Here is a 25,310-nt window from a genome sequence, read left to right on the forward strand (position 1 = left end):
GGCGTCACTCGACGCGCTGCCACACCTGGGTTCGGAAGAAGGGGCCGAGGTAGCCGCGCATTTCGAGCTGGGCGCCGCCGTTGACCGGCTTCAGCCGCGCGCGGTAGCTCTTGCCGTTGTTGGGGTCGACGATGGTGCCGCCCTCGAACACGGCCTTGTCGCTCTCGCCGGCCTTGATGCCGCGCAGGATCTCCAGGCCCACGACGGGCTTGTCCTTGCGGTCGTCGCTGCACTTGTCGCAAACGGCCTTGGGGTCGCTCGCGGGGTCGAGCAGCTTTTCGATGCGGCCGCTGAACACGCCGTTGCTCTCGGTGATGCGCACCAGCGACTTCTCTTTCTTCGAGTCGTCGTCGATGGTCTTCCACAGACCCGCAGGCGTCATCTGGGCCTGGACGGCGCCGGCCAGCGCCAGGCCGGCCAGGACAAGCAGGGTGCGCTTCATGCCAGGGCCTGCTCGGTGTCCATCAGCACCTTGCTGCCCGAGCGCGCCAGGCGCATGAGCGTGGCGGTCTCGGGGAACAGCTTGGCGAAGTAGAAGCGCGCGGTCTGCAGCTTGGCGGTGTAGAACGGGTCGGTGCTGCCGGCCTCGATGGCGCGCAGCGCGGCCTGGGCCATGCGCGCGAAGAAGTAGGCGAACACCAGGTGGCCCGCCACGCGCAGGTAGGGCACGGCGGCCGCGCCCACCTCGTCGGGGTTCTGCATGCCTTTGAAGCCGAGCTCGGTGGTGAACTTGGTCATCTGCTCGCCCAGGTAGGCCAGCGGGTTGATGAACTCGGCCATCTTCTCGTTCACGCCCTCGGCCTCCACGAGCTGGGCCACGAGCTTGCCGAACTTCTTGAGCGTGGCGCCGTTGTTGCCCAGCACCTTGCGGCCCAGCAGGTCCAGGCTCTGCACGGTGTTCGTGCCCTCGTAGATCATGTTGATGCGGGCATCGCGCACGAACTGCTCCATGCCCCATTCCTTGATGTAGCCGTGGCCGCCGAACACCTGCATGCAGTGGTTGGTGGCCTCGAAGCCGTTGTCGGTGAGGAAGGCCTTGGCGATCGGCGTGAGCAGCGCGGCGAGGTCGGCGCTGTCCTTGCGCACCTTCTCGTCGGGGTGGTTGAGCTCCTTGTCGAGCAGCAGGGTGCAGAACATCAGCAGCGCGCGCCCGCCTTCGGCATAGGCCTTGGCGGTGAGCAGCATCTTGCGCACGTCGGGGTGCACGATGATGGGATCGGCCGGCTTGCTCTTGTCCTTCACGCCAGAGAGGCTGCGCATCTGGATGCGGTCCTTGGCGTAGGCCAGCGCGTTCTGGTAGGCCACCTCGGTCAGGCCCAGGCTCTGGTTGCCCACGCCCAGGCGGGCGGCGTTCATCATCACGAACATGGCCGGCAGGCCCTTGTTGGGCTCGCCCACCAGCGTGCCCACGGCGCCGTCGAGCACCATCTGGCAGGTGGCGTTGGCGTGGATGCCCATCTTGTGTTCGAGGCCGCCGCAGTGGATGGCGTTGCGCTCGCCGATCGAGCCGTCGGCCTTGACCTGGAACTTGGGCACGAGGAACAGGCTGATGCCCTTGCTGCCCGCGGGCGCATCGGGCAGGCGCGCGAGCACCAGGTGCACGATGTTCTCGGCCAGGTCGTGTTCACCGGCGCTGATGAAGATCTTCTGGCCCGTGAGCTTGTAGCTGCCGTCGGCCTGCGGTTCGGCCTTGGTGCGCAGCAGGCCCAGGTCGGTGCCGCAGTGCGGCTCGGTCAGGCACATGGTGCCGGTCCACTCGCCGCTGGTGAGCTTGGGCAGGTAGAGCGCCTTCTGCTCGGGCGAGCCGTGCGCGTGCAGGCATTCGTAAGCGCCGTGCGACAGGCCGGGGTACATGGTCCAGGCCTGGTTGGCGCTGTTGAGCATCTCGTAGAAGCACTGGTTCACGATGAAGGGCAGGCCCTGGCCACCGAACTCGGGGTCGCACGAGAGCGCGGGCCAGCCGCCTTCCACGTACTTGGCATAGGCCTCCTTGAAGCCTTTGGGCGCCTTCACCTCGTGGGTGGTCTTGTCCAGCGTGCAGCCTTCTTCGTCGCCGCTGATGTTGAGCGGGAAGGTCACTTCGGCCGCGAACTTGCCGCCTTCTTCGAGCACCGCGTTGATGGTGTCGGCGTCGATCTCGGCGTGCTTGGGGCAGGCCTTGAGTTCGTCGACGGCGTTGAAGACCTCGTGCATGACGAACTGCATGTCGCGCAGCGGCGGGTTGTAGACGGGCATGGGCGGGTTCTCCTGGGTGGTTCGAGGTGAAGGAAACGGGATCAGGTCTTGCGCGCGGGCGTGGGCCGCGCGCCATTGCGCTCGAGGATGGCGTCGAAGCCCTTGAGCGCGCGGTTGATGCAGCCGGGGCTGCGCAGGAAGCGCGCCTCGTAATGCAGGGCAAGGATCAGGCCGTGGATTTCGAAGGCCACTTGTGACGCGTCGGTGTCGGGCGCGAAATGGCCCTCTTCCACCGCGATCTCGATCGCGCGTTTGAAGGCGTCCTGCCAGGTGGTGACGGAACTGGCCAGCGCGTCGCGCACCGGGCCGGGACGGTCGTCGAACTCGACGGCGCCGCTGATGTAGATGCAGCCCGAGTCGATCTCGACCGAGGTGCGCTTCATCCAGTTGTCGAACAGCGCGCGCACGCGCGGAAGGCCGCGCGCGGCGCTCATGGCGGGGTAGAAGACCTCGTCCTCGAAGCGCGTGTGGTACTCGCGCACCACCGAGATCTGCAGCTCTTCGCGCGAGCCGAAGTGCGCGAACACGCCCGACTTGCTCATCTGCATGACTTCGGCGAGGGCGCCGATGGACAGGCCTTCGAGCCCGATCTGCGTGGCCAGACCGAGCGCCGCCTCGACGATGGCGGCCTTGGTCTGCTGGCCCTTGGGGGCTTGGCGGTCGGCGGTGCGCGACAGGGTGCCGCGGCGTTGGCGCAGGGGGGTCTCGCTCATGCGGGCGCTCGGGTCGGGTGGAGGAAGCCGTCGTCAAAAGAAACGAACGATCGTGCTATTTTTACCCGGAATGGCGCGCGCAGAACAAGCCACGGCGTTTTCGCGGGGCTTTGTTTTAGGGCCTCGGCCCTAAAGCAGCGTGAGAAAGGTCGCGGCGGGCGCTCAGAGGCGGCCGCCGGGCAGCAGCAGGTTCAGGCTGTGCTCGAGGCTTTCGCCGGGCGAGCGCTTGAAGCCGCTGCGCGCGAAGCGTTGCAGGCGGCCCACGCAGAAGGCCGTGATCACCGAGGCGTCGGCCTGGGCGTCGACCGTGGGCGTCTGCGTGCCCGTGAGCACCGCGGCCTCGCGCAGGTCCTGGCGCAGGGTGGACTCGATCTTGTCGAAGAACAGGTTCATGCGCTGCTGCAGGCGCTCGTTTTCGAACACCAGCGCGTCGCCCACCATCACGCGCGTCATGCCGGGGTTCTTCTCGCCGAACTGCAGCAGCAGGGCCACGAGCTTGCGGCAGCGCACCAGGGCGTCGGGCTCGCGCTCGCCGAGCTGGTTGACCAGGCCGAACACGGTCTGCTCGATGAACTCGATCAGGCCCTCGAACATCTGGGCCTTGCTCGCGAAGTGGCGGTAGAGCGCGGCCTCGCTCACCTCGAGCCGGGCCGCGAGCGCCGCGGTGGTGATGCGCTCGGCCCCGGGCTGCTCGAGCATGGTGGCCAGGGCCTGCAGGATCTGCACGCGCCGCTCACCCGGCTTGGGGCGTTTGCGCGCCGGCGCCTCATGGGCCTCGACCGCGGCAGCGGCGTCGAGCGCGGAGTCGTCGGGCGTGGGCATCTCGGGCGCGGCAGTGGTCATGGTCGTCGTGCGTTCGGTGATCGATCCCGCGGTCATTCTCGCACAGGCGGCAACATCTGGTTACCCAGCATCGGCGCGGCCTGCCGAGCGAGTGGGCGGCCGCATCAAGGCCCGAACAACGGGCCGGCCGGCGCGCTCAGGCCGAGCGGATCATGGTGCCGAAGGGCTCGTTGCCCAGCACCTCGAGCAGCAGCGCGTGCGGCACGCGGCCATCGATGATGTGCACCGCATTCACCCCGCTCTTGGCGGCCTCGAGCGCGCCCGCGATCTTGGGGATCATGCCGCCCGAGATCGTGCCGTCGGCCACCAGCGCGTCGATGCGCTGGGGCGTGAGCTCGGTGAGCAGCTGGCCTTCCTTGTCGAGCACACCGCGGATGTTGGTGAGCATGAGCAGCTTCTCGGCCTGCAGCACCGTGGCCAGCCGGGCGGCCACCACGTCGGCGTTGATGTTGTAGCTCTCGTTGTTCTGGCCGAAACCGATGGGGCTCACGACCGGGATGAACTGGTCGTCCTGCAGCGCCTTCACCACCGCCGGGTCCACCGCCACGATGTCGCCCACCTGGCCCACGTCGTGCTCGCGCGAGGGATCGGCCTGGTCGGTCATGCGCAGCTTGCGCGCGCGGATCATGGCGCCGTCGCGGCCGGTCAGGCCCACGGCCTTGCCGCCGGCCTGGTTGATCAGGCCCACGATGTCCTGCTGCACCTCGCCGGCCAGCACCCACTCCACGACCTCCATGGTCTCGGCGTCGGTCACGCGCATGCCCTGGATGAACTCGCCCTTCTTGCCCAGGCGCTGCAGCAGGGTTTCGATCTGCGGGCCGCCGCCGTGCACCACCACCGGGTTGATGCCCACGAGCTTGAGCAGCACCACGTCTTCGGCGAAGTCCTGCTGCAGGGCCGGGTCGGTCATGGCGTTGCCGCCGTACTTGATGACCATGGTCTTGCCGTGGAACTGCCGGATGTAGGGCAGCGCCTGCGCCAGGATCTCGGCGCGGTCGCGCGGGGCGATGGTGGTGATGTCGGGTGCGGTGGACATGCGCGGGCCTATGGATGAGGGCAAAAGCCCGGATTCTAGGGACGCGCGATGGCCCTCAGAAATGGATGCCGCGCATCATCTGCTGCATCGCGATCGCCTCGGGCGAGAGCTGCGATTTCGCGCCCTTCTCGCCCTTGGCCGCGGCCGAGTCGGGGAACATGCGGAAGCTGGTGTTCATCACGATCTGCGCGATGCGTGGCACCAGCGCGTGCATCACCTGACCCGTGACGCCCAGGCGCGTGGCGATGCGCACCGGCTTGTCGATGCAGGCCTGCGCGATCATGTCGGCCGCCTCCTCGGGCGCGAGCGTGGGCACGTTGTTGTAGATCTTGGTGGGCGCGATCATGGGCGTGCGCACCAGTGGCATGTTGATCGTGGTGAAGGTGATGCCCTGGTCGGCGAACTCGCTGCTCGCGCAGCGGGTCCAGGCGTCGAGCGCGGCCTTGCTGGCCACATAGGCCGAGAAGCGCGGTGCGTTGGTGAGCACGCCGATGGAGCTGATGTTGACCACGTGGCCGCGGCGGCGCTGCACCATGCCGGGCAGCAGGCCCATGGTCACGCGCAGGCAGCCGAAGTAGTTGAGCTGCATGGTGCGCTCGAAGTCGTGGAAGCGGTCGTAGCTGCCCTCGATGGCGCGGCGGATCGATCGGCCCGCGTTGTTGATGAGGAAGTCGACCCCGCCGTGGTTCTGGATCAGCAGCTGCACGAAGCGGTCGGCGTCGGCCATGTCGGCGATGTCCACCGGGTAGGCGATGAATTCGTAGCCCTTGGCCTTGGCTTCCTTGCAGGCCTCGTCGAGCTTGTCCTGGTCGCGGCCGCAGATCACCGTGGTGGCGCCGGCTTCGGCGAACTTGTGCGCGGCCGCCAGGCCGATGCCCGAGCTGCCGCCCGTGACCAGCACCACCTTGCCGCCCACCGTGCCTTTGAGGCTGCGGTCGCGGTGCAGGTCGGGGTCGAGGTGGCGTTCCCAGTAGTCCCACAGGCGCCAGGCGTAATCCTTGAGGTTGGGACAGGCGATGCCGCTGCCCTTGAGCGCGGCCAGCGTGCCACGGCAGTCGAAGCGCGTGGGGTAATTCACGAAGGTCAGCATGTCCTCGGGCAGGCCGAGGTCCTTCATGACCGCGTCGCGCACGCGGCGCACCGGCGCCAGCGCCATCAGGCCCTTCTTCACGCTCTTGGGAATGAAGCCCAGCAGCGCCGCGTTCACGAACAGGTTCATCTTGGGCGCGTGCGCGGCCTTGCTGAAGATGTCGAGCACGTCGCCCACGCGGTAGCCCACCGGGTCGACGAGGTGGAAGCACTCGCCGCCCTTGCGCGGGCCGTGCGCGATGTGGTCGAGCGCATTGACCACGAAGTCGACCGGCACGATGTTGATGCGCCCGCCTTCAAGCCCGATGCTGGGCATCCACGGCGGCAGGATCTGCCGCATGCGCTGGATCAGCTTGAAGAAGTAATAGGGGCCGTCGATCTTGTCCATCTCGCCGGTCTGGCTGTCGCCCACCACGGCCGCGGGGCGGTACACCGTCCAGGCCAGCTTGCTCTCGGCGCGCACGAGCTTTTCGCTCTCGTGCTTGGTCATGAAGTAGGGGTGGTCGATGTTCTCGGCCTCTTCGAACATGTCTTCGCGGAACACGCCTTCGTAGAGGCCGGCCGCCGCGATCGAGGACACGTGGTGGAAGTGGCCGGCGCCGATGGCCTTGGCAAAGTCGATGGTGTTGCGCGTGCCATCGATGTTCACGGCCACCTGGCTCTCTTCGTCGGCATCGAGGTCGTAGACCGCGGCGAGGTGGAAGAAGTGGTCGATTTGACCTTTGAGGGCCTTCACGTCGTCGGCCGACACGCCGAGCTTCTTCTGCGTGAGGTCGCCGAACACCGGCACCGCACGCGCCGGCCCCACGCCCCAGAACTCGCGCAGGCCCGCCACCTTGCCTTCGCTCTCGCGGCGGATCAGGAAGTGCACCACCGCGCCCTTGCGCTGCAGCAGTTTGGCAACGAGACGCTTGCCGATGAAACCGGTGGCGCCGGTGACGAAGTAATGCATGAACGGGCTCCTGCTCGGGATGGGATTCGGATCGTGTGCGATTCTGTTGCACGCGCCAAAAGGCGCCCGTCCGAAGAAACCCGCGTGCGCGGCCACCGGGTCTAGTCGCGCTTCCCTACAAATGGCGGGCAGGGGCGGCGAACATGCAAGGCCCTGGCGGCCCGGCCGCCTTCACCGCCCGACCCTCACCCCTTCACAGGAGCCCGCAGCATGGTCAAGAAAGTCTCCAAGGGCAGCAGCGCCCGTTCGTCCCAAACCGCCGCCGGCGCATCGCCCCTGGCCGGCGCCATCAAGGACTCGGCGCAGCAGATCTGGCTCGCGGGCCTGGGCGCTTTCGCCAAGGCCCAGGAAGAGGGCGGCAAGGCCTTCGAGACCCTGGTGAAAGAAGGCCTGTCCATGCAGCGCAAGACACAGGCCGTGGCCGAAGAGCGCCTGAGCGAAGCCACCAGCCGCGTGAGCAGCATGGCCAACGACCTGCAGAGCAAGGCCGCGGGCCAGTGGGACAAGCTCGAGAGCCTATTCGAAGAGCGTGTGGCCAAGGCGCTGGGCAAGCTCGGCGTGCCGTCGGCGCGCGACGTGGACGCCCTGATCGAGCGCATCGACGCGCTCAATGCGCAAGTGATGAAGATGGGCGGCATGGGCGTGGCCGGCACCGACAAGCCGGCCCGCAAGGCCGCCGCCAAGAAGACACCCGCCGCGAAAAAGGCCCCGGCCAAGCGCCCGGCCGCGAAAAAGGCCGCGGCCACGAAGAGCGCGTGACCCGTCGCTTGACGCAGCGCACGACCCTGCTGCGTCGCAGCAGGCCTGAGCGGCGACGGCACCTACACTCGGCCGCATGACCCGCGCCCGCCCACGCCAGCCCGCTCCGCGCATCGCCCTCGCCCTGGCCGGGGGCGGCCCGCTGGGCGCCATCTACGAGATCGGCGCGCTCTGCGCGCTCGACGACACGCTGATCGGTCTCGACCTCAACGCCTGCGACCACTACCTGGGCGTGTCGGCCGGCGGCTTCATCAGCGCGGCGCTGGCCAACGGCATCACCCCGCGCGAGCTCAGCGAAACCTTCATCGAGGAGCGCCCTCGGCTCGACGGCTTCGACCCCGCGTGGCTCATGCAGCCGGCGTGGCGCGAGGTGGCCGCGCGGCTGCGCAGCCTGCCGCGGCTGGCGGGCGGTGCGGCCTGGGCCTGGGCCGTGCAGGGCAAGGCCTTCACCCAGGCCATCGAGCGGCTCGGCGCGGCGCTGCCCACGGGCCTGTTCGACAACGAGGCCATCCACGCACAGATCCAGCGCCTGTTCACGCGGCCCGGCCGCACCAACGACTTCCGCGAACTGCGCGCGCGCCTCACGCTCGTGGCGACCGCGCTCGACACCGGCGAGGCCGCGCCCTTCGGCCGGCCGGGCTGGGACCACGTGCCGATCTCGCGCGCGATCCAGGCCAGCGCGGCCCTGCCCGGCCTGTTCCCGCCGGTGGCCATCGACGGCCGGCACTACGTGGACGGCGCGCTCAAGAAGACCCTGCATGCCTCGGTCGCGCTCGAAGAAGGCGTGGACCTGCTGCTGTGCATCAACCCGCTGGTGCCCTTCCACGCCTCGCCCGAGGCCACGCACGAAGGGCGCATTCCCGCGCTGGTGGAAGGCGGCCTGCCCGCGGTCATGAGCCAGACCTTCCGCTCGATGATCCATTCGCGGCTCGAGCTGGGCTTTCGCCACTACGAGCGCGATTACCCGAACACCGACATCGTCCTGATCGAGCCCGACCAGCGCGACGCCGAGCTGTTCTTCGCCAACACCTTCAGCTACCGGCAGCGCCGCGAAATGGCCGAGCACGCCTACCAGCAGACGCGCGCGCTGCTGCGCCTGCGCGCGGGCCGGCTGGCACCGCGCTTCGCGCGCCACGGCATCACCATCGACCACGCGGCGCTGGCCGACCCCGACCGCCACCTGATCGACACGCGCCTGCGGCCCGCCGACAGCGCCGTGGCCGCGCGCCTGCACCACGTGCTCGACGAACTGCAGCGCCGCCTGCCGCAGGCGGCCTGAGCCCATGGCCAAGAAAGCCCCGCGCCGCACGGCCGAACGCATCCTCGAGACCACGCTCGACCTGTTCAACCGCTTCGGCGAGCCCAACGTGTCGACCACGCTGATCTCGGCCGAACTCGGCATCAGCCCGGGCAACCTGTACTACCACTACCCGGCCAAGGACGAGCTGATCAACTCGCTGTTCGAGCGCTACGAGCGCGCGCTGGGCGAGTTGTTGAATGCGGCCGACGGCGTGCGCAACGTGGAAGACGCGTGGTTCTTCCTGCATTCGCTGTTCGAGCGCATCTGGGAATACCGCTTCCTCTACCGCGACCTCAACGACCTGCTGTCGAAGAACCGGTTGCTGGAGACGCGCTTTCAGGCGCTGCTCGCGGCCAAGGCGCGCGCGGTGCGCGGCATGCTCGGCGGGCTGGGGCGCGCGGGCGCGGTGCAGCTGGACAGCCGCGAGGTGGAGCCGACGGCGGACAGCATGGTGGTGCTGCTGACCTACTGGCTCAGCTACGAGTACGTGCGCGACCCGCGGCGGGCGCTCGAGCCCGAGCAGGCGCAGAGCGCGCTGATGCGGGGGGCGCAGCATGTGCTGCACCAGTTGGCGCCTTACCTGGAGCCGGCGCAGCGGCAGCACCTGATGGGGCTGTCTTCGGCGTATCAGCGCTGAGTTTTTCTGTCCGCCTGGGTTGGCGGTGTCAGGGGCGGGCCCTTCCGTGCCCTGGCTTCGATGCGGCGCCCCTCGCTGCGCGAGGGGTCCCCTGCGGTGCTCGCGCAGGCGGCCCACGGCGGAACTCACTGCGCGGGCTTCGCCCGCTCCGTTCAAACAGCCGCCGTGAGTCAGTCAACGAAGCGCGCTGCGCGCGCGGCCCCCTGCCCTGCGCTCCTCGGCACCGCATAGGCGCCAGGGCACGGAAGGCCCCACCCCTGACGGCAGACGGGTGGGTGTGAGAAAGGTTTAGAGGGTATGCCCAGAGGGGCTACGAGTTGGAGCAGAAAACACGTCCTATCTTGAAGAATTTCAAGGCTTTTGGTGAGCACGATCTTCGGCAGATCGCCGAGCATTCGGGTGAAATAGCGTGGCTGCCAATGCCACGTCGAGCGCGTTTGTCCGGCGATCAGTAGAGATGTGCTTCAGCAAGCCGTACCGTTCAACAAGAGTTTTCATATTGGCGCCCCGAGGGTGTGCGCAGTTCAACATCAACAGCAGAAGCTCATCGCGATTCATCGCAGATCTCGCAATATTTGCATAGCGAACCTTGTCAGACTCGCTCAGAGCACTCTTATCGATGAGGTTGAAGAGGTGGTAGGTGGTTCGGTAGAAAGGTCCAAGGACATGTTCGTTTGTGATGTACATCTCGTCGAAATTCCTGGAGACCCATGCATAGTCCTCATCGGAAAGCACAGCGTCCTCGTGCACCGCGCCTGTTTCGGTGTCCTGCCCTGACTTCACTTGCTCCCGCAACCAATACGCAAGGGTCGCAGGATCCCCTGCATTTGGACCTGGAAAGGCAGAACCTATCACCCCGCGGAGTTCAAGTCTGAGCGCCGCATACATCTGATCGTGACGCTCAAGTAGCTTGAAGAACAGTGGCTCGAATGACGCCAAAGTTTGCGCTTGCAGCGTGACTTCGAGGGTGTGCTGAGCATGCTGATTAGTCCGAAACTGAAAAAACGCCGCGACCAGAACACCAGCGAATGCGAACGCGGCAAATAAGGCGTTAACGCCCCCGAAGAGATCGCCTGTTTGGCCTAAAGTGGCCAACTCCAACTTGTTCGGCAGATTCGAAGCTACCCATTGCACTCCCCAGAAGCCCCAGGCGATCCAAAGTGCAGGGGGGACCGCGAAAGCCGCGATAGCCGCGAAGACCAAGCGCTTTGACACCGGCTTGTTCATTTCTCCCTACTAGCCCGCGAAAGCAGGCATCCGCTTGATTCGCAAGGGCTGCCATCCTAAACCGCTCCCTGCCCACACCGCCGAGGGCTTGGGTGCCCGGTGTGCGGTGGCGCCTGTGCGGCGCCGAGGAGCGCAGGGCGGGCGGCCGCGCGCGCAGCGCGCTTCGTTGACTAACTCACGGCGGCTGTTTGAACGGAGCGGGCGCAGCCCGCGCAGTGAGTTCCGCCGTGGGTCGTCCGCCCGAGCACCACAGGGAACCCCTCGCGCAGCGAGGGGCGCCGCACCGAAGCCACCGCGCACCGGGCATCCAAGCCCTCGGCCCGCCAGCGGCAGCAGCAGCACAGCAAGTCAGGCCGTCAACCCATCCACCGCCTGGAACAGCGCCTGCCGCGCCTGGCTGATGATCTGCCCGCGCCAGGTGTCGGTGTCGGTGTAGAACGCGTTGAGCACGCGCTGCTTGATTTGCGCCTGCAGTTCGGCCGGCGCGTCGGGGTGCTGGTGCAGCCAGTGGTCGCCGCGCAGCGAACCGATCACCTCGGGCACCGGCACTGTGCCGTACTCCAGCGCAATGCCGGTGTATTCGGCCTGCGGGCACTCTTCGTACACCGACGCCCACATCAGCCCCGTGAGCTGCGCCGAGGTCGACGAACCGTCGTAGATGCTGGTGACCGGCGTGGCGCCGTTGCCGCCCCACCAGGCGCGTGCGCGGGCCAGCGCGGCGGGCTCGTCGCGGCAGGCGCAGATGCGCTCGCCCACACCATTGGGGCCCAGGCCGGTGTGCAGGTCGATCCAGGCGATGCGCTTGGCGGCCTGCGCGTGCTCGCGCAGGATGCGGCGCACCGTGCCGTTGTTCCAGGTGGGCGCGGTGCCGCCAAAGAACAGGCCGTCGGCGAACGCGTGCTGGCCCATGGTCACCGCGGCCTGGAAAGCCAGCATGCCGTGCGCGCCGATCCACGCGCCCACGGCCGCGTCGTTCTCGGGCGTGGGCGGCCAGGTGTCGGGCAGCAGCAGCGGGTGCAGCGAGGCATAGGCCTCGTTCACCGGCAGCGGCTTGGAGAAGTCCTGGAAGTTGCGGTTGAGGTCGACGTTCTCGTGCGTCACGCGGCGCAGCCACGAAAAGCCGTGCGGGTTGAGCGCGTGCACGTAGAGCACGGCCACACCCGCGTCGCGGGCCTTGGCCTGCCACTCGGCGTCGTGCGCGGCGAACACCTGCACGCCCGAGCCGCAGAAGCCTTCCACGCCGTGGCAGGCGCTGCTCACGATCAGCAGGTGCCGCGCGTCGGGCGAGCCGGCCAGCGCCACGTCGGTGGCCAGGGTTTCGCCGTCGCGGCCCTTGAGCGGGTGCTCGTGGCTGCGGATGGCCATGCCCGCGGCCGCGGCGGCCTCGAGGAACTTGCGGCGGGCTTGGGCGTAGCTGGTGGAGAAGGCGTCGTTGATGCCGATCACGCGGCACCCCCGGCACGGCGCGGACGGGCCAGCCACTGCTCGGTGAGCTGCACCCAGAAGGTGGCGCCGAGCGGGATCAGGTCGTCGTTGAAGTCGTAGCTGGGGTTGTGCAGCATGCAGGGGCCGTCGCCGTGGCCGCTGTCGCGGTGCGTGCCGTCGCCGTTGGCGATGAACAGGTAGCAACCAGGCCGGGCCTGCAGCATGTAGGCGAAGTCTTCGGCGCCCATGGTGGGCTCCTGCTCCACCACGCGCTCGGCGCCCACGATGCCCGCGAGCACTTCGCGCGCGAACGCGGTTTCCTCGGGGTGGTTCACGGTGGGCGGGTAGTTGCGGTTGAACTGGAACTCCACCGTGGTGCCGTAGGCGGCGGCGGTGTGCTCGGCGATCTCGCGCATGCGGCGCTCGATCAGGTCGAGCACCTCGTAGGTGAAGGTGCGCACCGTGCCGCGCAGCTCGGCGTGGTCGGGCACCACGTTGTTCGCTTCGCCGGTGTGGATCATGGTCACCGAGATCACGCCCGCGTCCACCGGCTTCTTGTTGCGCGTGATGATGGTCTGGAAGCCCATCACCATCTGGCAGGCAACGGGCACCGGGTCGATGCCGTTGTGCGGCAGCGCGGCGTGCGCGCCCTTGCCGCGGATGGTGATGGTGAAGTCGTTGCTCGACGCCATCACCGGGCCGCTGCTGACCGCGAAGCTGCCCGCGGGCAGGCCGGGCCAGTTGTGCATGCCGAACACGGCCTCGACCGGGAATTCGGTGAACAGGCCGTCCTTGATCATTTCGCGCGCGCCGCCGCCGCCCTCTTCCGCGGGCTGGAAGATCAGGTAGACGGTGCCGTCGAAGTTGCGGTGCTTCGCAAAATGCTGCGCCGCAGCGAGCAGCATCGCGGTGTGGCCGTCGTGGCCGCAGGCGTGCATCTTGCCGGCGTGCTTGCTCGCGTGCGCGAAGTGGTTGTGCTCCTGCATGGGCAGGGCGTCCATGTCGGCGCGCAGGCCGATGGCGCGGCCGCAGGCGCCGCCGTCGCGGCCGTGCACGATGCCGACCACACCGGTGGTGCCCATGCCGCGGCGCACGGGAATGCCCCATTCGGTGAGCTTGGCGGCCACCACGTCGGCGGTGCGGACCTCTTCGAAGCAGAGTTCGGGGTGGGCGTGGATGTCGCGCCGCACGGCCGCGATCTCCGCGGCCTGCGTGACGATGGAATCGATCAGTTTCATGTCCGGTCTCCGAAACCGGGCATGGTATCGGTTCACGGCTTTATCACCAGCCCCCGAGGCGACTGGCCCGGCGGCCCGTGCGGGTTTCAGCGGCGGATGCGGCCGTCCTCGGTGAGCAGGGTCATCTCGACGAACTTCGAACCCGTGTGCTTGTTCGGCCCGAAGTCGAGCGGAAAGCCGCCCAGGTCGAGGTTGCGCATGCCCTGCAGCGCGTTGATGAAGCCCTCGCGCGAGACGCCGCGGCCCGCGCGGTTGAGCGCCTCCACGAAGACCTTGGCGGCCACGAAGCCCTCGATGCCCGAGTAATTGGGCGCGCGGCCCTGCTTGGCGCGCACCGCGGCCAGGTACTCGCCCGAGATCGGCGACACCGGTGCGTAGGGGAACGGCATCACCTGGCTCACGGCCACGCCACGCGCGTCCTTGCCGAGCTCATCGAGCAGGGCCTGAGTGCCCACGAAGGACACGTTGTAGAGGTTGCCCGCGAAGCCCGCCTTGCGCGACTCGCGGATGAAGGCGGCGCACGATTTGTAGGCGCTGATCTGCACGATGGCCTCGGGCCGGCCGGCCATGATGGCCTTGACCGATTCGCTCACGTCCACCGTGTTGCGCTCCACCGTGCCGGTGGAGGCAGGCTCCATGTTCTGGGCCTTGAGCGCGCGCGTCACGCCTTCGAGACCGGCCTTGCCGTAGGCATCGTTCTGGTAGAAGACCGAGATGCGCTTGATGCCCACCGCGGTGAGCTGGCGCACGATGGCCGCGGTCTCGTCGAAGTACGAGGCCCGCACGTGGATGGCGTAGCGATTGAAGGGCTCGCGCAGCGCCTCGGCGCCGGTGAACGGCGCGAAAAACGGCACCTTGGCCTCGGTGGCCAAGGGCAAGGCCACCACGCTGGTGGGCGTGCCGATGTAGCCGAACAGGGCGAACACGCCCTCGCCGATGAACTGTTTGGTGTTGGCCGCGCACTTCTCGGGCTCGTAGCCGTCGTCGAGCCGCTTGAGCTCGATGCGCCGGCCATGCACGCCGCCCTTGTTGTTGACCTGCTCGAAGAACAGCTGCGCGCCCAGGTGGAACTGCAGGCCGAGCTGCTCGGCCGCGCCGCTGAACGGGGCCGACTGGCCCAGCACCACGGTGGTGTCGCTCAGCCCCCCGGACTGCGCGTCCGCGCGGCCGGACAACAGGGCCAGGCCGGGCAAGGTGGCGGCGCCGGCAGCGGCGCGCAGAAGGTGACGGCGTCTCATGGGGGGCACTCCTCTTCCCTGGTTCGTAAGGCAATACCCGTTAAGGGTATAAAAGCCGGTTCATATGTGGCCCTGCCCATCCGCCGGACGGCGGCCTGCGCGCGGCAGGCGCGCCTGTCTATGATCCCCACGCCATCCGCCGAGCCGACATGACCGCCGACGCCCTCTCCCCCGTGCGCGGGGCCTGCCCGCACGACTGCCCCGACACCTGCGCCCTGCTGACCACCGTGGAGAACGGCCGCGCGGTGCGCGTGCAGGGCAACCCCGACCACCGCCACACCGACGGCGTGCTCTGCACCAAGGTCTCGCGCTATGCCGAACGCACCCACCACCCCGAGCGGCTGCTGCAGCCGCTGCGCCGCGTGGGCCCCAAAGGCAGCGGCCGCTTCGAGCCGGTGTCGTGGGACGAAGCGCTCGACGACATCGCCGCGCGCCTGAAGGCCATTGCCGCGCGCGATCCGCAGGCCATCCTGCCCTACAGCTACGCGGGCACCATGGGCCTGGTGCAGGGCGAGGGCATGGCCGCGCGCTTCTGGCACCGGCTCGGCGCCTCGCTGCTCGACCGCACCATCTGCGCGTCGGCCGGCGGCGAGGGCCTCACGCAGACCCTGGGCGGCAAGGTGGGCATGAAGGTCGAGCACTTCGCCGAGGCCCAACTGATCCTGATCTGGGGCAGCAACAGCATCGGCAGCAACCTGCACTTCTGGAAGCTCGCGCAACTGGCCAAGCGCAACGGCGCGCGGCTGGTCTGCATCGACCCGCGGCGCACGGAAACGGCCGACAAGTGCCACGAGCACATCGCCCTCAAGCCCGGCACCGACGCGGCGCTCGCCCTCTCGCTCATGCACGAGCTGATCGTGCACGACTGGCTCGACCACGATTACATTGCGCGCCACACGCTGGGCTGGGAAGCCCTGCGCGAGCGCGCCCTGAAATGGCCGCCCGAGCGCGCCGCCGAGGTCTGCGGCGTGCCGGTTCAACAGATCCGCGAGCTCGCTCGAGCGTACGGCACCACCAAGCCCGCCGCGATCCGCCTCAACTACGGCATGCAGCGCGTGCGCGGCGGCGGCAACGCGGCGCGCGCGGTGGCCTGCCTGCCCGCGCTGGTGGGCGCCTGGCGGCACCGCGCGGGCGGTCTGCTGCTGTCGGCATCGGGCATGTTCCCGGTGCGCCGCGAGGCCCTGCTGCGGCCCGACCTGCTGGCGGGCCGCACGCCGCGCACGATCAACATGAGCACCATCGGCGACGACCTGCTGCGCGAGGCCTCGCCCGGCTTCGGCCCGAAGATCGAGGCCGTGGTGGTCTACAACAGCAACCCGGTGGCGGTGGCGCCCGAGTCGGGCAAGGTGGTGCGCGGCTTCGCGCGCGAAGACCTGTTCACCGTGGTGCTCGAGCACTTCCAGACCGACACCGCCGATCTGGCCGACTACATCCTGCCGGCCACCACGCAGCACGAGCACTGGGACATCCACACCAGCTACGGCCACACCGACGTGCTGCTCAACCGCCCGGCCATCGCGCCCCAGGGTCAGGCCCGCACCAACACCGACGTGTTCCGCGCACTGGCCGCGCGCATGGGCTTCACCGAGCCCTGCTTCGCCGAGGACGATCTCACGCTGTGCCGCACCGCCTTCGGCGACGGCATCGACTTCCAGCGGCTGCTCGACACCGGCTGGGTCACGCTGCCCGTGCCCGAGGCGCCCTTCGCCGAGGGCGGTTTTCCCACGCCCTCGGGCCGCTGCGAATTCCACAGCGCGCGCCTGGCCGCCCAGGGCCTGGACCCGCTGCCCGACCACCTGCCCAACGCGGAGCCTGGCGGCACGCACCCCGACTACCCGCTCGCGATGATCTCGCCGCCCGCGCGCAACTTCCTCAACAGCAGCTTCGTGAACGTGCAGAGCCTGCGCGACATCGAGGGCCAGCCGCTGCTCGAGATCCACGCCGACGACGCCGCCCCGCGCGGCATTGCCGACGGCCAGATGGTGCGCGTCTTCAACGAGCGCGGCGAGTACCGCTGCGTGGCCGAGGTGTCCTCCCGCGCGCGGCCCGGCGTGGTCAATGGCCTGGGCATCTGGTGGCGCAAGCTCGGCCCCTTCGGCACCAACGTCAACGAGGTCACGAGCCAGCGCCTGACCGACCTCGGCCGCGCACCCACCTTCTACGACTGCCACGTGCAGGTGGCGCCGCTGGAGGCCGCCGGCTGATGCCGCGCCGCGCCGCGGCCCTGCTGCTCGCGCTGCTGCTCGCGGCCCTGGCCAGCGGCTGCGCCCGCACCCAGGGGCCGGGCTACTACTGGCAATCGTTCACCGGCCACGCCGACCTGATGTGGCGCGCGCGGCCGATCGAAGACTGGCTCGCGGACCCCGCCACGCCCGAGCCGCTGCGCCAGCGGCTCGCGCTCGCGCGGCAGATGCGCGCCTTCGCGGTGCAAACGCTGGCGCTGCCCGACAACGCCAGCTACCACCGCTACGCCGACCTCGGCCGCCGCGCCGCGGTCTACAACGTGGTGGCCGCGCCCGAACTCTCGCTCACGCTGCAGACCTGGTGCTTTCCGGTGGCCGGCTGCGTGGGCTACCGCGGCTACTACCGTGAAGCCGACGCCCGGGCCTTCGCCGACAGCCTGGGCCCCGGGCTGGACGTGGCCGTGTACCCGGTGCCCGCCTATTCCACGCTGGGCTGGATGAACTGGGCCGGTGGCGACCCGCTGCTCAACACCTTCATCCAGTACCCCGAGGGCGAGCTCGCGCGCCTGGTGTTCCACGAGCTCGCGCACCAGCTCGTGTACGCGCGCGACGACACCGCCTTTAACGAATCCTTCGCCACCGCGGTGGAGCGCCTGGGCGTGCAACGCTGGCTGGCGCAGTCGCCGAACCCGGCGGCACGGCTCGAGTACCAGGCCTTCGACCAGCGCCGCGAGGCGTTCCGCCGGCTCACGCGTGGCGTGCGCGAGCGCCTGCAGGCGGTGTACGCCGATGCCGCGCTCGACGACGCGGCCAAGCGCGCGCGCAAGGCCGCGGTGATGGCCGACTTCCGGCGCGAGTACGAGGCGCTCAAGGCCTTCTGGGGCGGTTTCGCCGGCTACGACGCCTGGGTGGCGCGCGCCAACAACGCCGCGCTCGGCGCACAAGGCGCCTACGACCGCTTCGTGCCCGCCTTCGAGGCCCTGTTCGAGCGCGAAGGCCGCGACTTCACCCGCTTCTATGATGCGGTGCGTGCGCTGGCCCGGCTGCCCCAGGCCGAGCGCCACGCCGCCCTGCAGACCCTGGCCCCGAGCCGCTGACCCGAGGAGACCTCCGCGATGGCCGACATCCACATCGAACGCGAACACACGCTGGGGCTGGCGGCGGCCCGCAAGCTCGCCTGGCAGTGGGCCGAGCAGGCCGAAAACGAGTTCGACATGAGCTGCACCTACGAGGAGGGCCAGAAGGCCGACGAGGTGCAGTTCACGCGCTCGGGGGTGAGCGGCTGCCTGCGCGTCACCGACGACCGCTTCGTGCTCGACGCGAGGCTCGGCTTCCTGCTGGGCGCGTTCAAGGATCGCATCGAGTCCGAGATCGTGAAGAACCTCGACACCCTGCTGGCGGCCAAAAAAGCCGCGGCCAAGAAGAAAGCCCCCTGACGGGGGCTTTTTTCAGCTCAGCGACTCGATCAGGTCGATGTACTGCTGCATGGCGTCGTCGGCCGAGGTGCCCTTGAAGCCGTTCCAGGCGTCCCACTTGGCGCGGCCCACCATGTCGCCGAAGCCGGGCTTCTTCTCGCTGTTGTCGCCAGCGGTGGCCTGCTTGTAGAGGCCGTAGATCTTGAGCAGCGTGCTGTTGTCGGGGCGCTCGGCGAGCTTCTTGGAGTTGGCAACGGCGGCGTCGAAGCGGGCCTTGAGATCGGACATGGGGTCTCCTGAAGGGATGGCGGTTTGTCCCGGTATCTTACGGAGGCGACTCTGCCCAGAATAGAGAACCCACCCGAGGAGACACCATGGATCACCGCGTCGCCACCGTCACGCAGGCGCTGAGCACCGCGATCGGCCTGCCCGGCGAACGCATGAGCAAGGTCGACACGGCCTGGCTGCGCATGGACTCGCCGGCCAACCTCATGATGATCGTGGGCGTGTGGATCCTGCGGCCCGGCCTGACGCGTGCGGCGCTGGCCGAACGCATCACCGATCGGCTGCTGGGCTACCAGCGCTTCCGCCAGGTGCCGCGCGAAGACGCGGCTGGCGCGGCCTGGCACGACGACCCCGGCTTCGACCTCGCGCGCCACCTCACCACGCACCGGCTCAAGCGCGCCAAGGGTCAGAGCGCGCAGGCCGCACTGCAGGCGCGCGTCGCCGAGCTCGCGGTGACGCCGCTCGACCCGGCGCACCCGCTGTGGCAGTTCGAGCTCATCGAGCAATACGACGGCGGCTCGGCCCTGATCGCGCGCATCCACCACTGCATCGCCGACGGCATCGCGCTCATCAGCGTGATGATGAGCCTGGTCGATGGTGGCGCCCTGCCGCCGCGGCGCGCGCGCCCGGCCAAGGCCGCCCGGGCGGGTGGCCTCGAAGGCGCCGAAGACTGGCTCGCCGACACCCTGATCCGCCCCTTTGGCGACATCACCGCGCGCGCGCTCGAGGTGGCCGGCGGCGGCGCGGCGAAATCGCTGCACCTCATGGCCACGCCGCAGCAGACCCTGGCCGGCACCGTGGACCAGGCGCTGGACATGGCGCGCATCGCGGGCCAGCTCGCGAGCGACGTCGCCGCGCTCGCACTCATGCCCGACGACGCGAGCACCCGCCTCAAGGGCACGCCGCACGCCGTGAAGAAGGTGGCCTGGTGCGAGCCCATCCCGCTCGACGCCGTGAAGGCCGTGGGCCGGGCCTTCAACGCCTCGGTCAACGACGTGCTGCTCTCGTGCGTGGCCGGCGCCATCGGCCACTACCTGCGCGGGCTGGGCGACGACACGCAGGGCCTGGAGATCCGCGCCATGGTGCCGATCAACCTGCGCCCGCTCGAAGAGGCCTGGAAGCTCGGCAACCGCTTCGGCCTGGTACCGCTGCTGCTGCCCATCGGCCTCACGAACCCGGTGGAGCGGCTGTACGCGGTGCGCGCGCGCATGAACGAACTCAAGGGCAGCCTGCAGCCGCTGCTGACCTTCGGGCTGCTGTCGGTGGCGGGGCTGATGATCAAGCCCGCGCAGGACGCCCTGCTCAACCTGTTCGGCCGCAAGACCACGGCCGTGATGACCAACGTGCCCGGGCCGGGCACCAAGCTCAAGGTGTGCGGCAGCACGCTCGAGCAGACCATGTTCTGGGTGCCGCAGTCGGGCACGGTGGGGCTGGGGGTGTCGGTGTTGAGCTACGGCGGCGGCGTGCAGTTCGGCGTCATTGCCGACACCGCCCTGTGCCCCGAGCCGCAGGCCATCATCGACGGCTTCGCGCCGGCCTTCAACCAGTTGCTCGCGCTGACGCTGATGCTGCCCTGGGGCGATGAGTGAGGCCGCGCGCCGGATCGTTCAGCGCTGTTGCGGCACGGCAGCCAGGTTGAGCCGGCGGTTCGCGATGTGCAGCAGGCCGTCGAAGATCAGGCTTTCCACCAGCTCGACCTCGGTCGACATCGAAGGCGCCATCTTCCAGCCCGCGCCACCCGTCATGTAGACCACGGGCGCTTCGCCGCAGTGGCGGCGAAGGTTCTCGACCATGCGCTGCACCGCGCCGGCGATCGCGAAGGTGCCGCCGCTGGTGAGCGCGTCGCTGGTGTTGGTGGGGAAATCGCGCACCTCGCCCGTGGGCACGTGCAGGCCCGCGGTGCCCGATTCGAGCGCGCGCAACATGATGCCGTGGCCCGGCAGGATGATGCCGCCGAGGAACTTGCCCTGGGTGTCGATGGCCTCGACCGTGACCGCCGTGCCCACCATCACCACCACGCAGGGCCGGGCCGGCCCATGGGCCAGCAGGCGCTGGCGGGCACCGATCATGGCGACCCAGCGGTCGGAGCCCAGGCGCGCGGGGTGGTCGTAGCCGTTGACCAGGCCACCTTCGGCATTGCTCGACACCACCCATTGCGGGGTGACGTCCCAGAGTTCGAGCTGCTCCTCGACCCGGCGCTTCACCGCATCGCCCGCCACCACGCAACCGAGCACCCAGCGCGGCGTGGGCAGGCGGCTCCAGTCGCCGTCGCCCAGCGACTCGATGTTCTCGAGGAACTGGGCGCCGTGCGAAATCAGGCGCGCCCCCACCTGGGGCTCCTCATAGAGCGCCCACTTGAGGCGCGTATTGCCGACGTCCAGGGCGAGAAAGGCCATGGGCCGCGATTATGACGAACGGTTCGCGCGGGGCGGATCCGCGCGTCAGATCAGGCCGAGCCAGCAGGCGCGCTGCACCGCCGCAAGCTTGTTGTCGGTCTGCAGCTTGCTCATGGCATTGGCCAGGTGGTAATTCACCGTGCGCTCGGAGACCTCCATGCGCGTGGCGGTCTCGCGGGCGGTGAGGCCTTCGAAGGCCAGGTTCAGGCTTTCGAGCTCGCGCGGGCTCAGGGCCACGCGCTGCTCGGCCAGCGCCCGCTTGAGCATGGGCCAGATGTTGAAGGCCGACCAGGCCAGCGTGGCGGCCTCGGTGCGGCTGCCGAAGGCACGCGGGCTGAAGAGGAAGCACTCGAAGGCCCGGCCCGCGGGCAGCGGAAAGGCCACGCGCACCAGGCTCTGGTGGCCATGGGCCAGGAACAGCCGGCGCCAGCGGCTGCCCTGGTCGGCCGCGGATTTGGCGATGTCCTGCCAGGCCACCAGCGGCGCGTCGCTCTCGCGCCAGCTCGAACCGAAGTCGCGGCTCTCGGCCAGGGCTTCGGCCGCGGGCAGCAGCCGGGGCGGGTGCGCGGCCAGCACATCGCGTTTTTCGCGCGAGCCCATCGGGTTGGGCCCGAGCACCACCAGGCCTTCCACACCCTGTTCGCGCAGCGCGCACAGCCAATCCGCGAGGATGCTGTCCACGCCGAGACTGTCAAAGTTGACAGGGAGTGTCATGCCTTCAGGGCAGGTGATGGGCGCAGAATGCGCCCGGTCGATAGTGCCAAAGACTCAACGCGAAGGCGCGCGGCATTACTGGAGGACATATTGCTGCTCAACCGGTTGCAGTTGAAGAACACGCTGGCGCGATGGCAAAAATGGTGGCGTGACGAGATCTTCGGCGCGCCAATAGAGGCGATTTTGCATCCTTCGTCCCGCCGGATGTGGCTGAGTGGCATTTTCACGTTGACGGGGCATTTGATTTTCTTTTTCCTCTGGTCGGATGTATTGCCGCAACCCTATGAAAGCCCGTTGGCGCGATTGCTCATGGCCCTCACCGGTTTGATTTATCTCATGCCGACCCTGCGGCGTGACCCCGGCTCGATGCTCAGCGGCCGCCTGTTCAGCATGGCCACATGGCTACAGCTGCCTTGGTTCTTCACGTGGATGTACTGCATGAACGGAGGCAACGCAGTCTGGATGGGGAGCGTGGTTGCCATGGTCCTCATCTACTACCACGTCACCGACTGGCGCTTGGCCACGATCGGCTTGATCGCGGGCGGCATGGCCGGCCTGTTCACGGCCCTTCTGAGTGGAGCCGAACCGTTGGCCTTGCGTCAACCCGCGGCCCACTGGATCCTGATCGGCTTTGCCTGGTCCATGGGACTGATGCTGGGTTTGACCAACGCCAATCTGCGGCGTGTGCGGCAGATCGCCACGCTGGCCACGCTTAGGGTGGTAACCCATGAACTGCGCACGCCACTGGCCACCATCAACATCATGGGCGACGTATTGCGCAACCTGTCTCAGCAGGGCGTGAGCGAAGCCAAGCGCAAGAAGTTCGAGGAGCTCGCCGGGCGTCTGCAGCACTTGGTGAGCAGCATGAACCGCCAGCTGGACACCCACATCGCCAATGCACAGATTGCGCGTCCATCACGCGACAAGTCGATCATCCAGGCCGCCGGCCTGGTCGAAGAGGTGGTGACCCGCTTCCCCTATCGAACCTCGCGCGAGCGCGACTGCGTGCGTGTGCAGGTGCAGCAGGACTTCTGTTTCAAAGGCTCTCGCACGCTGTTTGCGCAGGTCTTGACCAATCTGATCAAGAACAGTCTGCATGCACTGGCATCGGCCAGCAGCGCTCCGCAGCCCGGCGACCTGCGCATCGATGTGGGCATCCACCGTGGCAAAGGCCGCATTGCGGTCTCGGACGATGGCATCGGCATTTCTCACCAGGTGCGGCCCCGAATATTCGAGCCTTTCTATTCCACGCAAATCGGTTCGGGCAACGGCCTGGGCCTGACCTTCTGCAAAAACGTGATCGAAGCGGCCAACGGCCGCCTGAGCGTGCATTCCGAGCCCGGCCTGGGGGCGGTGTTCATGATCGATCTCCCCGTGTCCACCAACGGTGCGCCAGCGCGGCCCGCCCACTGAACGCGACGCCATGGCCCTGACCCTCTCCCTCTTCCACCGCCCGGGCGCCACCCTGTTCCTCGACGACGACCCCGATTACCTCGAGATGCTCGCGATGGTCGTGCCGGCGCAGATGCAGGTCGAGCTGTACGCGCGGCCCTCGGGGTTTCTGGCGCGCATGCAGACCGAGCCGTCCCAGTGGGAGGCCGATGCGGCGCTGCAGCTGCAGATGATCGACCGCTGGCGCCAGGGCCAGCCGCTGATCCCGCAGATCCTGCGCTACTGGGCCACCCGGCCCGAGCGCTACCGCCTGGCGCAGATCTGCGTGGTCGACTACGCCATGCCCGGCACCGACGGCCTGACCGTGCTCAACTCCCTGCTCGACTGGCCGGGCTCGCGCGTGCTGCTCACCGGCCAGGCCGACGAGCAGATCGCGATCCAGGCCTTCAACAACGGCCTGATCGACCAGTTCGTGCCCAAGCAGGCGGCCGACATCACGCGCCACCTGCTGGGCGTGCTGCGCCGCCTGGCGCAGACGCCTCACCCGCGGCTCAACACCATGTGGCGCGGCGTGCTGCGGCCGCAGCAGGTCTCGCTGCTGCAGATCCCGTCGGTGGCGCAGTGGCTGCGCGACTACACCCACCACCACTGGGTCGAGTACGTGGTGATCGGCGAGCCCTTCGGCCTACTGGGCCTCGACGGCAACGGCACCGCGCACTGGCTGCAGCTCGAACCCACGGCCAGCCTGGGCGACCTGGCCGAGCTCGCTGCCTCGGCCGCGCTGGGCATGGACGTGGTGCGCGCGGTGCGCGAAGGCCGCCGCCTCGCGGCCGTGGAGCTGCACCAGCAGATGGCGCTGCGCGGCCCGGTGCGCACCGCGCCGGCCACCGACATCGGCGACGACGGCCTGCTCATGGCCGCGGCTTTCGTGCTCGAGAACGCCGAACTGCCGCAGGCCATCTACCCGTACCGCCACTTCCTGCAGGCGGAAAACCACCGCACGGTGCAGGACCACTGAAGGTTTTCACTTCTGCCGCCAAGGCAGCCCGCGCCGGCGCCAGCCGCCGCGCGATCCGCGGTGCGCGTGTTCGTCCGGATCGCCCTCGAAACCCTCGAGGATGTTGTAGGCCTGCAGGCCCAGGACGGTGGCGCGCTGGGCCGCGGCGATCGAGCGCACGCCGCTGCGGCACAGCATGAGCAGCGGCTTGCCGCCCTGGGCGGCCGCGCGCACCTGCTCGTCGAACGCCGGGTTGGGCGCCATGCCCGGCCACTGCTTCCAGGCCACGGGCAGCGCCTCGGGCACGAAACCCACCCACTCGCGCTCGGCGTCGGTGCGCACGTCGACCAGCACGGCGCGGCCTTCCTGCACCCAGCGCCAGGCCAGTTCGGCCGACACGTCGCCCGCGTAGCTGCCGGCGTCGGCGCCTTCGGGCGGGCGCGGCGCCTGCAGCGCGTCGCCGCCGGCGTCGTGGCGCAGGCCCGAGCTGAGGTTGGCCGGCACGGCCTCGTCGATGCGGCGCGGGCGCGGCAGGTTCAGACCGTCCATGAGCGCGATGAACTCGGCCTCGCTGCGCCCCGCAATGCGCGCGTTGTGCCGCTTCTCATGGCCGATGCTCGAATGGCGCTGGCCGTGGTAGTCGTGCCCGGGCCAGACGGTGGTGTCGTCGGGCAGGGCGAACAGCACGCGCGTGAGGCTGCGGTAGAGGTCGCTCGCGCTGCCCGACTGGAAGTCGGTGCGGCCGCAACCCCCGATCAGCAGCGTGTCGCCGGTGAACACGTGATCGCGCCAGAGAAAGCTCATGCTGCCCGCGGTGTGCCCCGGCGTGTGCAGGGCCTTCAGCCGCTCCTGGCCGAAGCGCAGCTCGTCGCCGTGCTCGAGTTGCACCGCGGCGGTGCCGATGCCACAGCCCGAAGGCGCCGCGGTGCGCGCGCCCGTGAGCTCCACCAGCCGGCCCGCGCTGGTGATGTGGTCGGCGTGCGCGTGCGTCTCCAGGGCCCACACCAGGCGCAGGCCGTGCGCCTGGAGGGCGTCGAGGTCGCGCTGGAGTTGCTCCTCCACCGGGTCGATGATGAGCGCCTCGCGGGTGTCGGGATCGAACAGCAGGTAGGTGTAGGTGCTCGACGCGGGGTCGAAAAGCTGGATCGGTTGCATGGGTCGGTGGCGTTGGGGGCGATGGCCCGAGTGTTCCATCTTCGCCTTGCACGCAATTTCATCAAGGGCTTCAAGAAAATT

The 25,310-nt window shown here is 68.8% G+C and carries 23 protein-coding genes and 1 pseudogene; 9 read left to right on the forward strand and 15 right to left on the reverse strand.

Annotation, left to right across the window (positions count from 1 at the left end; genetic code table 11):
* Positions 1-4: 4 nt before the first annotated feature.
* The 6 genes from G9Q37_RS13115 to G9Q37_RS13140 form a co-directional block, all read right to left on the reverse strand.
* Positions 5-442 (reverse strand): DUF2147 domain-containing protein, encoded by a 438-nt coding sequence (locus tag G9Q37_RS13115; protein WP_166227664.1) that lies wholly within the window; start codon positions 440-442, stop codon positions 5-7.
* Complete coding sequence (locus tag G9Q37_RS13120) at positions 439-2,235, reverse strand: acyl-CoA dehydrogenase C-terminal domain-containing protein (RefSeq protein ID WP_166227666.1); 1,797 nt, start codon at positions 2,233-2,235, stop codon at positions 439-441. Before G9Q37_RS13120 ends, G9Q37_RS13115 begins: the two co-directional genes overlap by 4 nt.
* 41 nt (positions 2,236-2,276) lie before the next feature.
* Entirely contained in the window at positions 2,277-2,948 is a 672-nt protein-coding gene (locus G9Q37_RS13125) for a TetR/AcrR family transcriptional regulator (RefSeq protein WP_166227668.1), read from the reverse strand.
* Between the two features lie 162 nt (positions 2,949-3,110).
* The gene (gene slmA, locus G9Q37_RS13130) at positions 3,111-3,791 is read right to left on the reverse strand and encodes a nucleoid occlusion factor SlmA (protein ID WP_166227670.1); all 681 of its coding nucleotides are present in this window, start codon (positions 3,789-3,791) and stop codon (positions 3,111-3,113) included.
* A gap of 136 nt (positions 3,792-3,927) precedes the next feature.
* Positions 3,928-4,827, reverse strand: coding sequence for an acetylglutamate kinase (argB, locus tag G9Q37_RS13135; protein WP_166227672.1), 900 nt, complete (start codon positions 4,825-4,827; stop codon positions 3,928-3,930).
* Between the two features lie 55 nt (positions 4,828-4,882).
* Positions 4,883-6,868 (reverse strand): SDR family oxidoreductase, encoded by a 1,986-nt coding sequence (locus G9Q37_RS13140; RefSeq protein ID WP_166227674.1) that lies wholly within the window; start codon positions 6,866-6,868, stop codon positions 4,883-4,885.
* A 210-nt stretch (positions 6,869-7,078) separates the two neighbouring features.
* On the opposite strand from G9Q37_RS13140, the gene G9Q37_RS13145 reads away from it, so the two are divergent.
* The 3 genes from G9Q37_RS13145 (at position 7,079) to G9Q37_RS13155 (ending at position 9,564) form a co-directional block, all read left to right on the forward strand.
* Complete coding sequence (locus G9Q37_RS13145) at positions 7,079-7,627, forward strand: phasin family protein (RefSeq protein WP_166227676.1); 549 nt, start codon at positions 7,079-7,081, stop codon at positions 7,625-7,627.
* 76 nt (positions 7,628-7,703) lie between these two features.
* A complete protein-coding gene (locus G9Q37_RS13150; RefSeq protein WP_166227678.1) occupies positions 7,704-8,906 on the forward strand; it encodes a patatin-like phospholipase family protein in 1,203 nt (400 codons plus the stop codon).
* Positions 8,907-8,910: 4 nt separating this feature from the next.
* Positions 8,911-9,564, forward strand: coding sequence for a TetR/AcrR family transcriptional regulator (locus G9Q37_RS13155; protein WP_166227680.1), 654 nt, complete (start codon positions 8,911-8,913; stop codon positions 9,562-9,564).
* Positions 9,565-9,915: 351 nt separating this feature from the next.
* Here G9Q37_RS13155 and G9Q37_RS13160 read toward each other — a convergent pair whose 3' ends face one another.
* From G9Q37_RS13160 to G9Q37_RS13175, 4 genes are all read right to left on the reverse strand, one after another.
* Complete coding sequence (locus tag G9Q37_RS13160) at positions 9,916-10,791, reverse strand: putative phage abortive infection protein (protein WP_166227682.1); 876 nt, start codon at positions 10,789-10,791, stop codon at positions 9,916-9,918.
* A gap of 348 nt (positions 10,792-11,139) precedes the next feature.
* Positions 11,140-12,237, reverse strand: a complete 1,098-nt coding sequence (locus G9Q37_RS13165) for a M14 family metallopeptidase (protein ID WP_166227684.1) — start codon at positions 12,235-12,237, stop codon at positions 11,140-11,142.
* Positions 12,234-13,454, reverse strand: coding sequence for a M20 aminoacylase family protein (locus G9Q37_RS13170; protein ID WP_166227686.1), 1,221 nt, complete (start codon positions 13,452-13,454; stop codon positions 12,234-12,236). The genes G9Q37_RS13165 and G9Q37_RS13170 overlap by 4 nt, the downstream gene beginning before the upstream one ends.
* Before the next feature lie 86 nt (positions 13,455-13,540).
* Positions 13,541-14,692, reverse strand: a complete 1,152-nt coding sequence (locus tag G9Q37_RS13175) for an ABC transporter substrate-binding protein (protein ID WP_166227688.1) — start codon at positions 14,690-14,692, stop codon at positions 13,541-13,543.
* Between the two features lie 149 nt (positions 14,693-14,841).
* Here G9Q37_RS13175 and G9Q37_RS13180 point away from each other — a divergent pair, with 149 nt between their 5' ends.
* The 3 genes from G9Q37_RS13180 to G9Q37_RS13190 are packed head-to-tail and all read left to right on the forward strand — an operon-like array spanning position 14,842 to position 18,311.
* The gene (locus G9Q37_RS13180) at positions 14,842-16,896 is read left to right on the forward strand and encodes a molybdopterin-containing oxidoreductase family protein (RefSeq protein ID WP_166227690.1); all 2,055 of its coding nucleotides are present in this window, start codon (positions 14,842-14,844) and stop codon (positions 16,894-16,896) included.
* Positions 16,896-17,972 (forward strand): aminopeptidase, encoded by a 1,077-nt coding sequence (locus G9Q37_RS13185; protein ID WP_166227692.1) that lies wholly within the window; start codon positions 16,896-16,898, stop codon positions 17,970-17,972. The genes G9Q37_RS13180 and G9Q37_RS13185 overlap by 1 nt, the downstream gene beginning before the upstream one ends.
* A gap of 18 nt (positions 17,973-17,990) precedes the next feature.
* Positions 17,991-18,311, forward strand: a complete 321-nt coding sequence (locus G9Q37_RS13190; protein ID WP_166227694.1) for a polyhydroxyalkanoic acid system family protein — start codon at positions 17,991-17,993, stop codon at positions 18,309-18,311.
* A 12-nt stretch (positions 18,312-18,323) separates the two neighbouring features.
* Here the strand turns inward: G9Q37_RS13190 and G9Q37_RS13195 are convergent, their stop codons facing one another.
* The gene (locus tag G9Q37_RS13195) at positions 18,324-18,578 is read right to left on the reverse strand and encodes an acyl-CoA-binding protein (protein WP_166227696.1); all 255 of its coding nucleotides are present in this window, start codon (positions 18,576-18,578) and stop codon (positions 18,324-18,326) included.
* Positions 18,579-18,664: 86 nt separating this feature from the next.
* On the opposite strand from G9Q37_RS13195, the gene G9Q37_RS13200 reads away from it, so the two are divergent.
* Positions 18,665-20,164, forward strand: a complete 1,500-nt coding sequence (locus G9Q37_RS13200; RefSeq protein ID WP_166227698.1) for a wax ester/triacylglycerol synthase family O-acyltransferase — start codon at positions 18,665-18,667, stop codon at positions 20,162-20,164.
* A gap of 18 nt (positions 20,165-20,182) precedes the next feature.
* Here the strand turns inward: G9Q37_RS13200 and G9Q37_RS13205 are convergent, their stop codons facing one another.
* Together G9Q37_RS13205 and G9Q37_RS13210 are read right to left on the reverse strand one after the other, a co-directional pair.
* Positions 20,183-20,971 (reverse strand): type III pantothenate kinase, encoded by a 789-nt coding sequence (locus G9Q37_RS13205; protein WP_166227700.1) that lies wholly within the window; start codon positions 20,969-20,971, stop codon positions 20,183-20,185.
* A 45-nt stretch (positions 20,972-21,016) separates the two neighbouring features.
* Entirely contained in the window at positions 21,017-21,685 is a 669-nt protein-coding gene (locus G9Q37_RS13210; RefSeq protein WP_166227702.1) for a helix-turn-helix transcriptional regulator, read from the reverse strand.
* 90 nt (positions 21,686-21,775) lie between these two features.
* On the opposite strand from G9Q37_RS13210, the gene G9Q37_RS13215 reads away from it, so the two are divergent.
* Positions 21,776-23,098 carry a sensor histidine kinase gene (locus G9Q37_RS13215; protein WP_166227703.1) on the forward strand — a complete coding sequence of 441 codons (1,323 nt, stop codon included), beginning with the start codon at positions 21,776-21,778 and terminating at the stop codon, positions 23,096-23,098.
* A gap of 10 nt (positions 23,099-23,108) precedes the next feature.
* Positions 23,109-24,095: a response regulator gene (locus tag G9Q37_RS13220; RefSeq protein WP_166227705.1), complete on the forward strand. Its 987-nt coding sequence runs from the start codon at positions 23,109-23,111 to the stop codon at positions 24,093-24,095.
* Between the two features lie 6 nt (positions 24,096-24,101).
* On the opposite strand, the gene G9Q37_RS21980 is transcribed toward G9Q37_RS13220, so the two are convergent.
* Both G9Q37_RS21980 and G9Q37_RS21985 read right to left on the reverse strand, forming a co-directional pair.
* Positions 24,102-24,473, reverse strand: coding sequence for a rhodanese-like domain-containing protein (locus tag G9Q37_RS21980; RefSeq protein ID WP_338074445.1), 372 nt, complete (start codon positions 24,471-24,473; stop codon positions 24,102-24,104).
* A 75-nt stretch (positions 24,474-24,548) separates the two neighbouring features.
* Positions 24,549-25,229 (reverse strand): annotated as a pseudogene (locus G9Q37_RS21985) (MBL fold metallo-hydrolase); the annotation flags it as partial.
* Positions 25,230-25,310 lie beyond the last annotated feature (81 nt).

The organism is Hydrogenophaga crocea (assembly GCF_011388215.1).
GTDB lineage: Bacteria > Pseudomonadota > Gammaproteobacteria > Burkholderiales > Burkholderiaceae_C > Hydrogenophaga > Hydrogenophaga crocea.

Excerpts from the sequence above, each read along its gene's own strand:
- G9Q37_RS13145 (WP_166227676.1), top strand. The coding sequence starts at position 7,079 with ATGGTCAAGAAAGTCTCCAAGGGCAGCAGCGCCCGTTCGTCCCAAACC.
- argB (WP_166227672.1), bottom strand. The coding sequence starts at position 4,827 with ATGTCCACCGCACCCGACATCACCACCATCGCCCCGCGCGACCGCGCC.
- G9Q37_RS13185 (WP_166227692.1), top strand. The coding sequence starts at position 16,896 with ATGCCGCGCCGCGCCGCGGCCCTGCTGCTCGCGCTGCTGCTCGCGGCC.
- G9Q37_RS13180 (WP_166227690.1), top strand. The coding sequence starts at position 14,842 with ATGACCGCCGACGCCCTCTCCCCCGTGCGCGGGGCCTGCCCGCACGAC.
- G9Q37_RS13220 (WP_166227705.1), top strand. The coding sequence starts at position 23,109 with ATGGCCCTGACCCTCTCCCTCTTCCACCGCCCGGGCGCCACCCTGTTC.
- G9Q37_RS13190 (WP_166227694.1), top strand. The coding sequence starts at position 17,991 with ATGGCCGACATCCACATCGAACGCGAACACACGCTGGGGCTGGCGGCG.
- G9Q37_RS13115 (WP_166227664.1), bottom strand. The coding sequence starts at position 442 with ATGAAGCGCACCCTGCTTGTCCTGGCCGGCCTGGCGCTGGCCGGCGCC.
- G9Q37_RS13170 (WP_166227686.1), bottom strand. The coding sequence starts at position 13,454 with ATGAAACTGATCGATTCCATCGTCACGCAGGCCGCGGAGATCGCGGCC.
- G9Q37_RS13200 (WP_166227698.1), top strand. The coding sequence starts at position 18,665 with ATGGATCACCGCGTCGCCACCGTCACGCAGGCGCTGAGCACCGCGATC.
- G9Q37_RS13140 (WP_166227674.1), bottom strand. The coding sequence starts at position 6,868 with ATGCATTACTTCGTCACCGGCGCCACCGGTTTCATCGGCAAGCGTCTC.
- G9Q37_RS13150 (WP_166227678.1), top strand. The coding sequence starts at position 7,704 with ATGACCCGCGCCCGCCCACGCCAGCCCGCTCCGCGCATCGCCCTCGCC.
- G9Q37_RS13160 (WP_166227682.1), bottom strand. The coding sequence starts at position 10,791 with ATGAACAAGCCGGTGTCAAAGCGCTTGGTCTTCGCGGCTATCGCGGCT.
- G9Q37_RS13195 (WP_166227696.1), bottom strand. The coding sequence starts at position 18,578 with ATGTCCGATCTCAAGGCCCGCTTCGACGCCGCCGTTGCCAACTCCAAG.
- G9Q37_RS13155 (WP_166227680.1), top strand. The coding sequence starts at position 8,911 with ATGGCCAAGAAAGCCCCGCGCCGCACGGCCGAACGCATCCTCGAGACC.
- G9Q37_RS13210 (WP_166227702.1), bottom strand. The coding sequence starts at position 21,685 with ATGACACTCCCTGTCAACTTTGACAGTCTCGGCGTGGACAGCATCCTC.
- G9Q37_RS13175 (WP_166227688.1), bottom strand. The coding sequence starts at position 14,692 with ATGAGACGCCGTCACCTTCTGCGCGCCGCTGCCGGCGCCGCCACCTTG.
- G9Q37_RS13125 (WP_166227668.1), bottom strand. The coding sequence starts at position 2,948 with ATGAGCGAGACCCCCCTGCGCCAACGCCGCGGCACCCTGTCGCGCACC.
- slmA (WP_166227670.1), bottom strand. The coding sequence starts at position 3,791 with ATGACCACTGCCGCGCCCGAGATGCCCACGCCCGACGACTCCGCGCTC.
- G9Q37_RS13205 (WP_166227700.1), bottom strand. The coding sequence starts at position 20,971 with ATGGCCTTTCTCGCCCTGGACGTCGGCAATACGCGCCTCAAGTGGGCG.
- G9Q37_RS13120 (WP_166227666.1), bottom strand. The coding sequence starts at position 2,235 with ATGCCCGTCTACAACCCGCCGCTGCGCGACATGCAGTTCGTCATGCAC.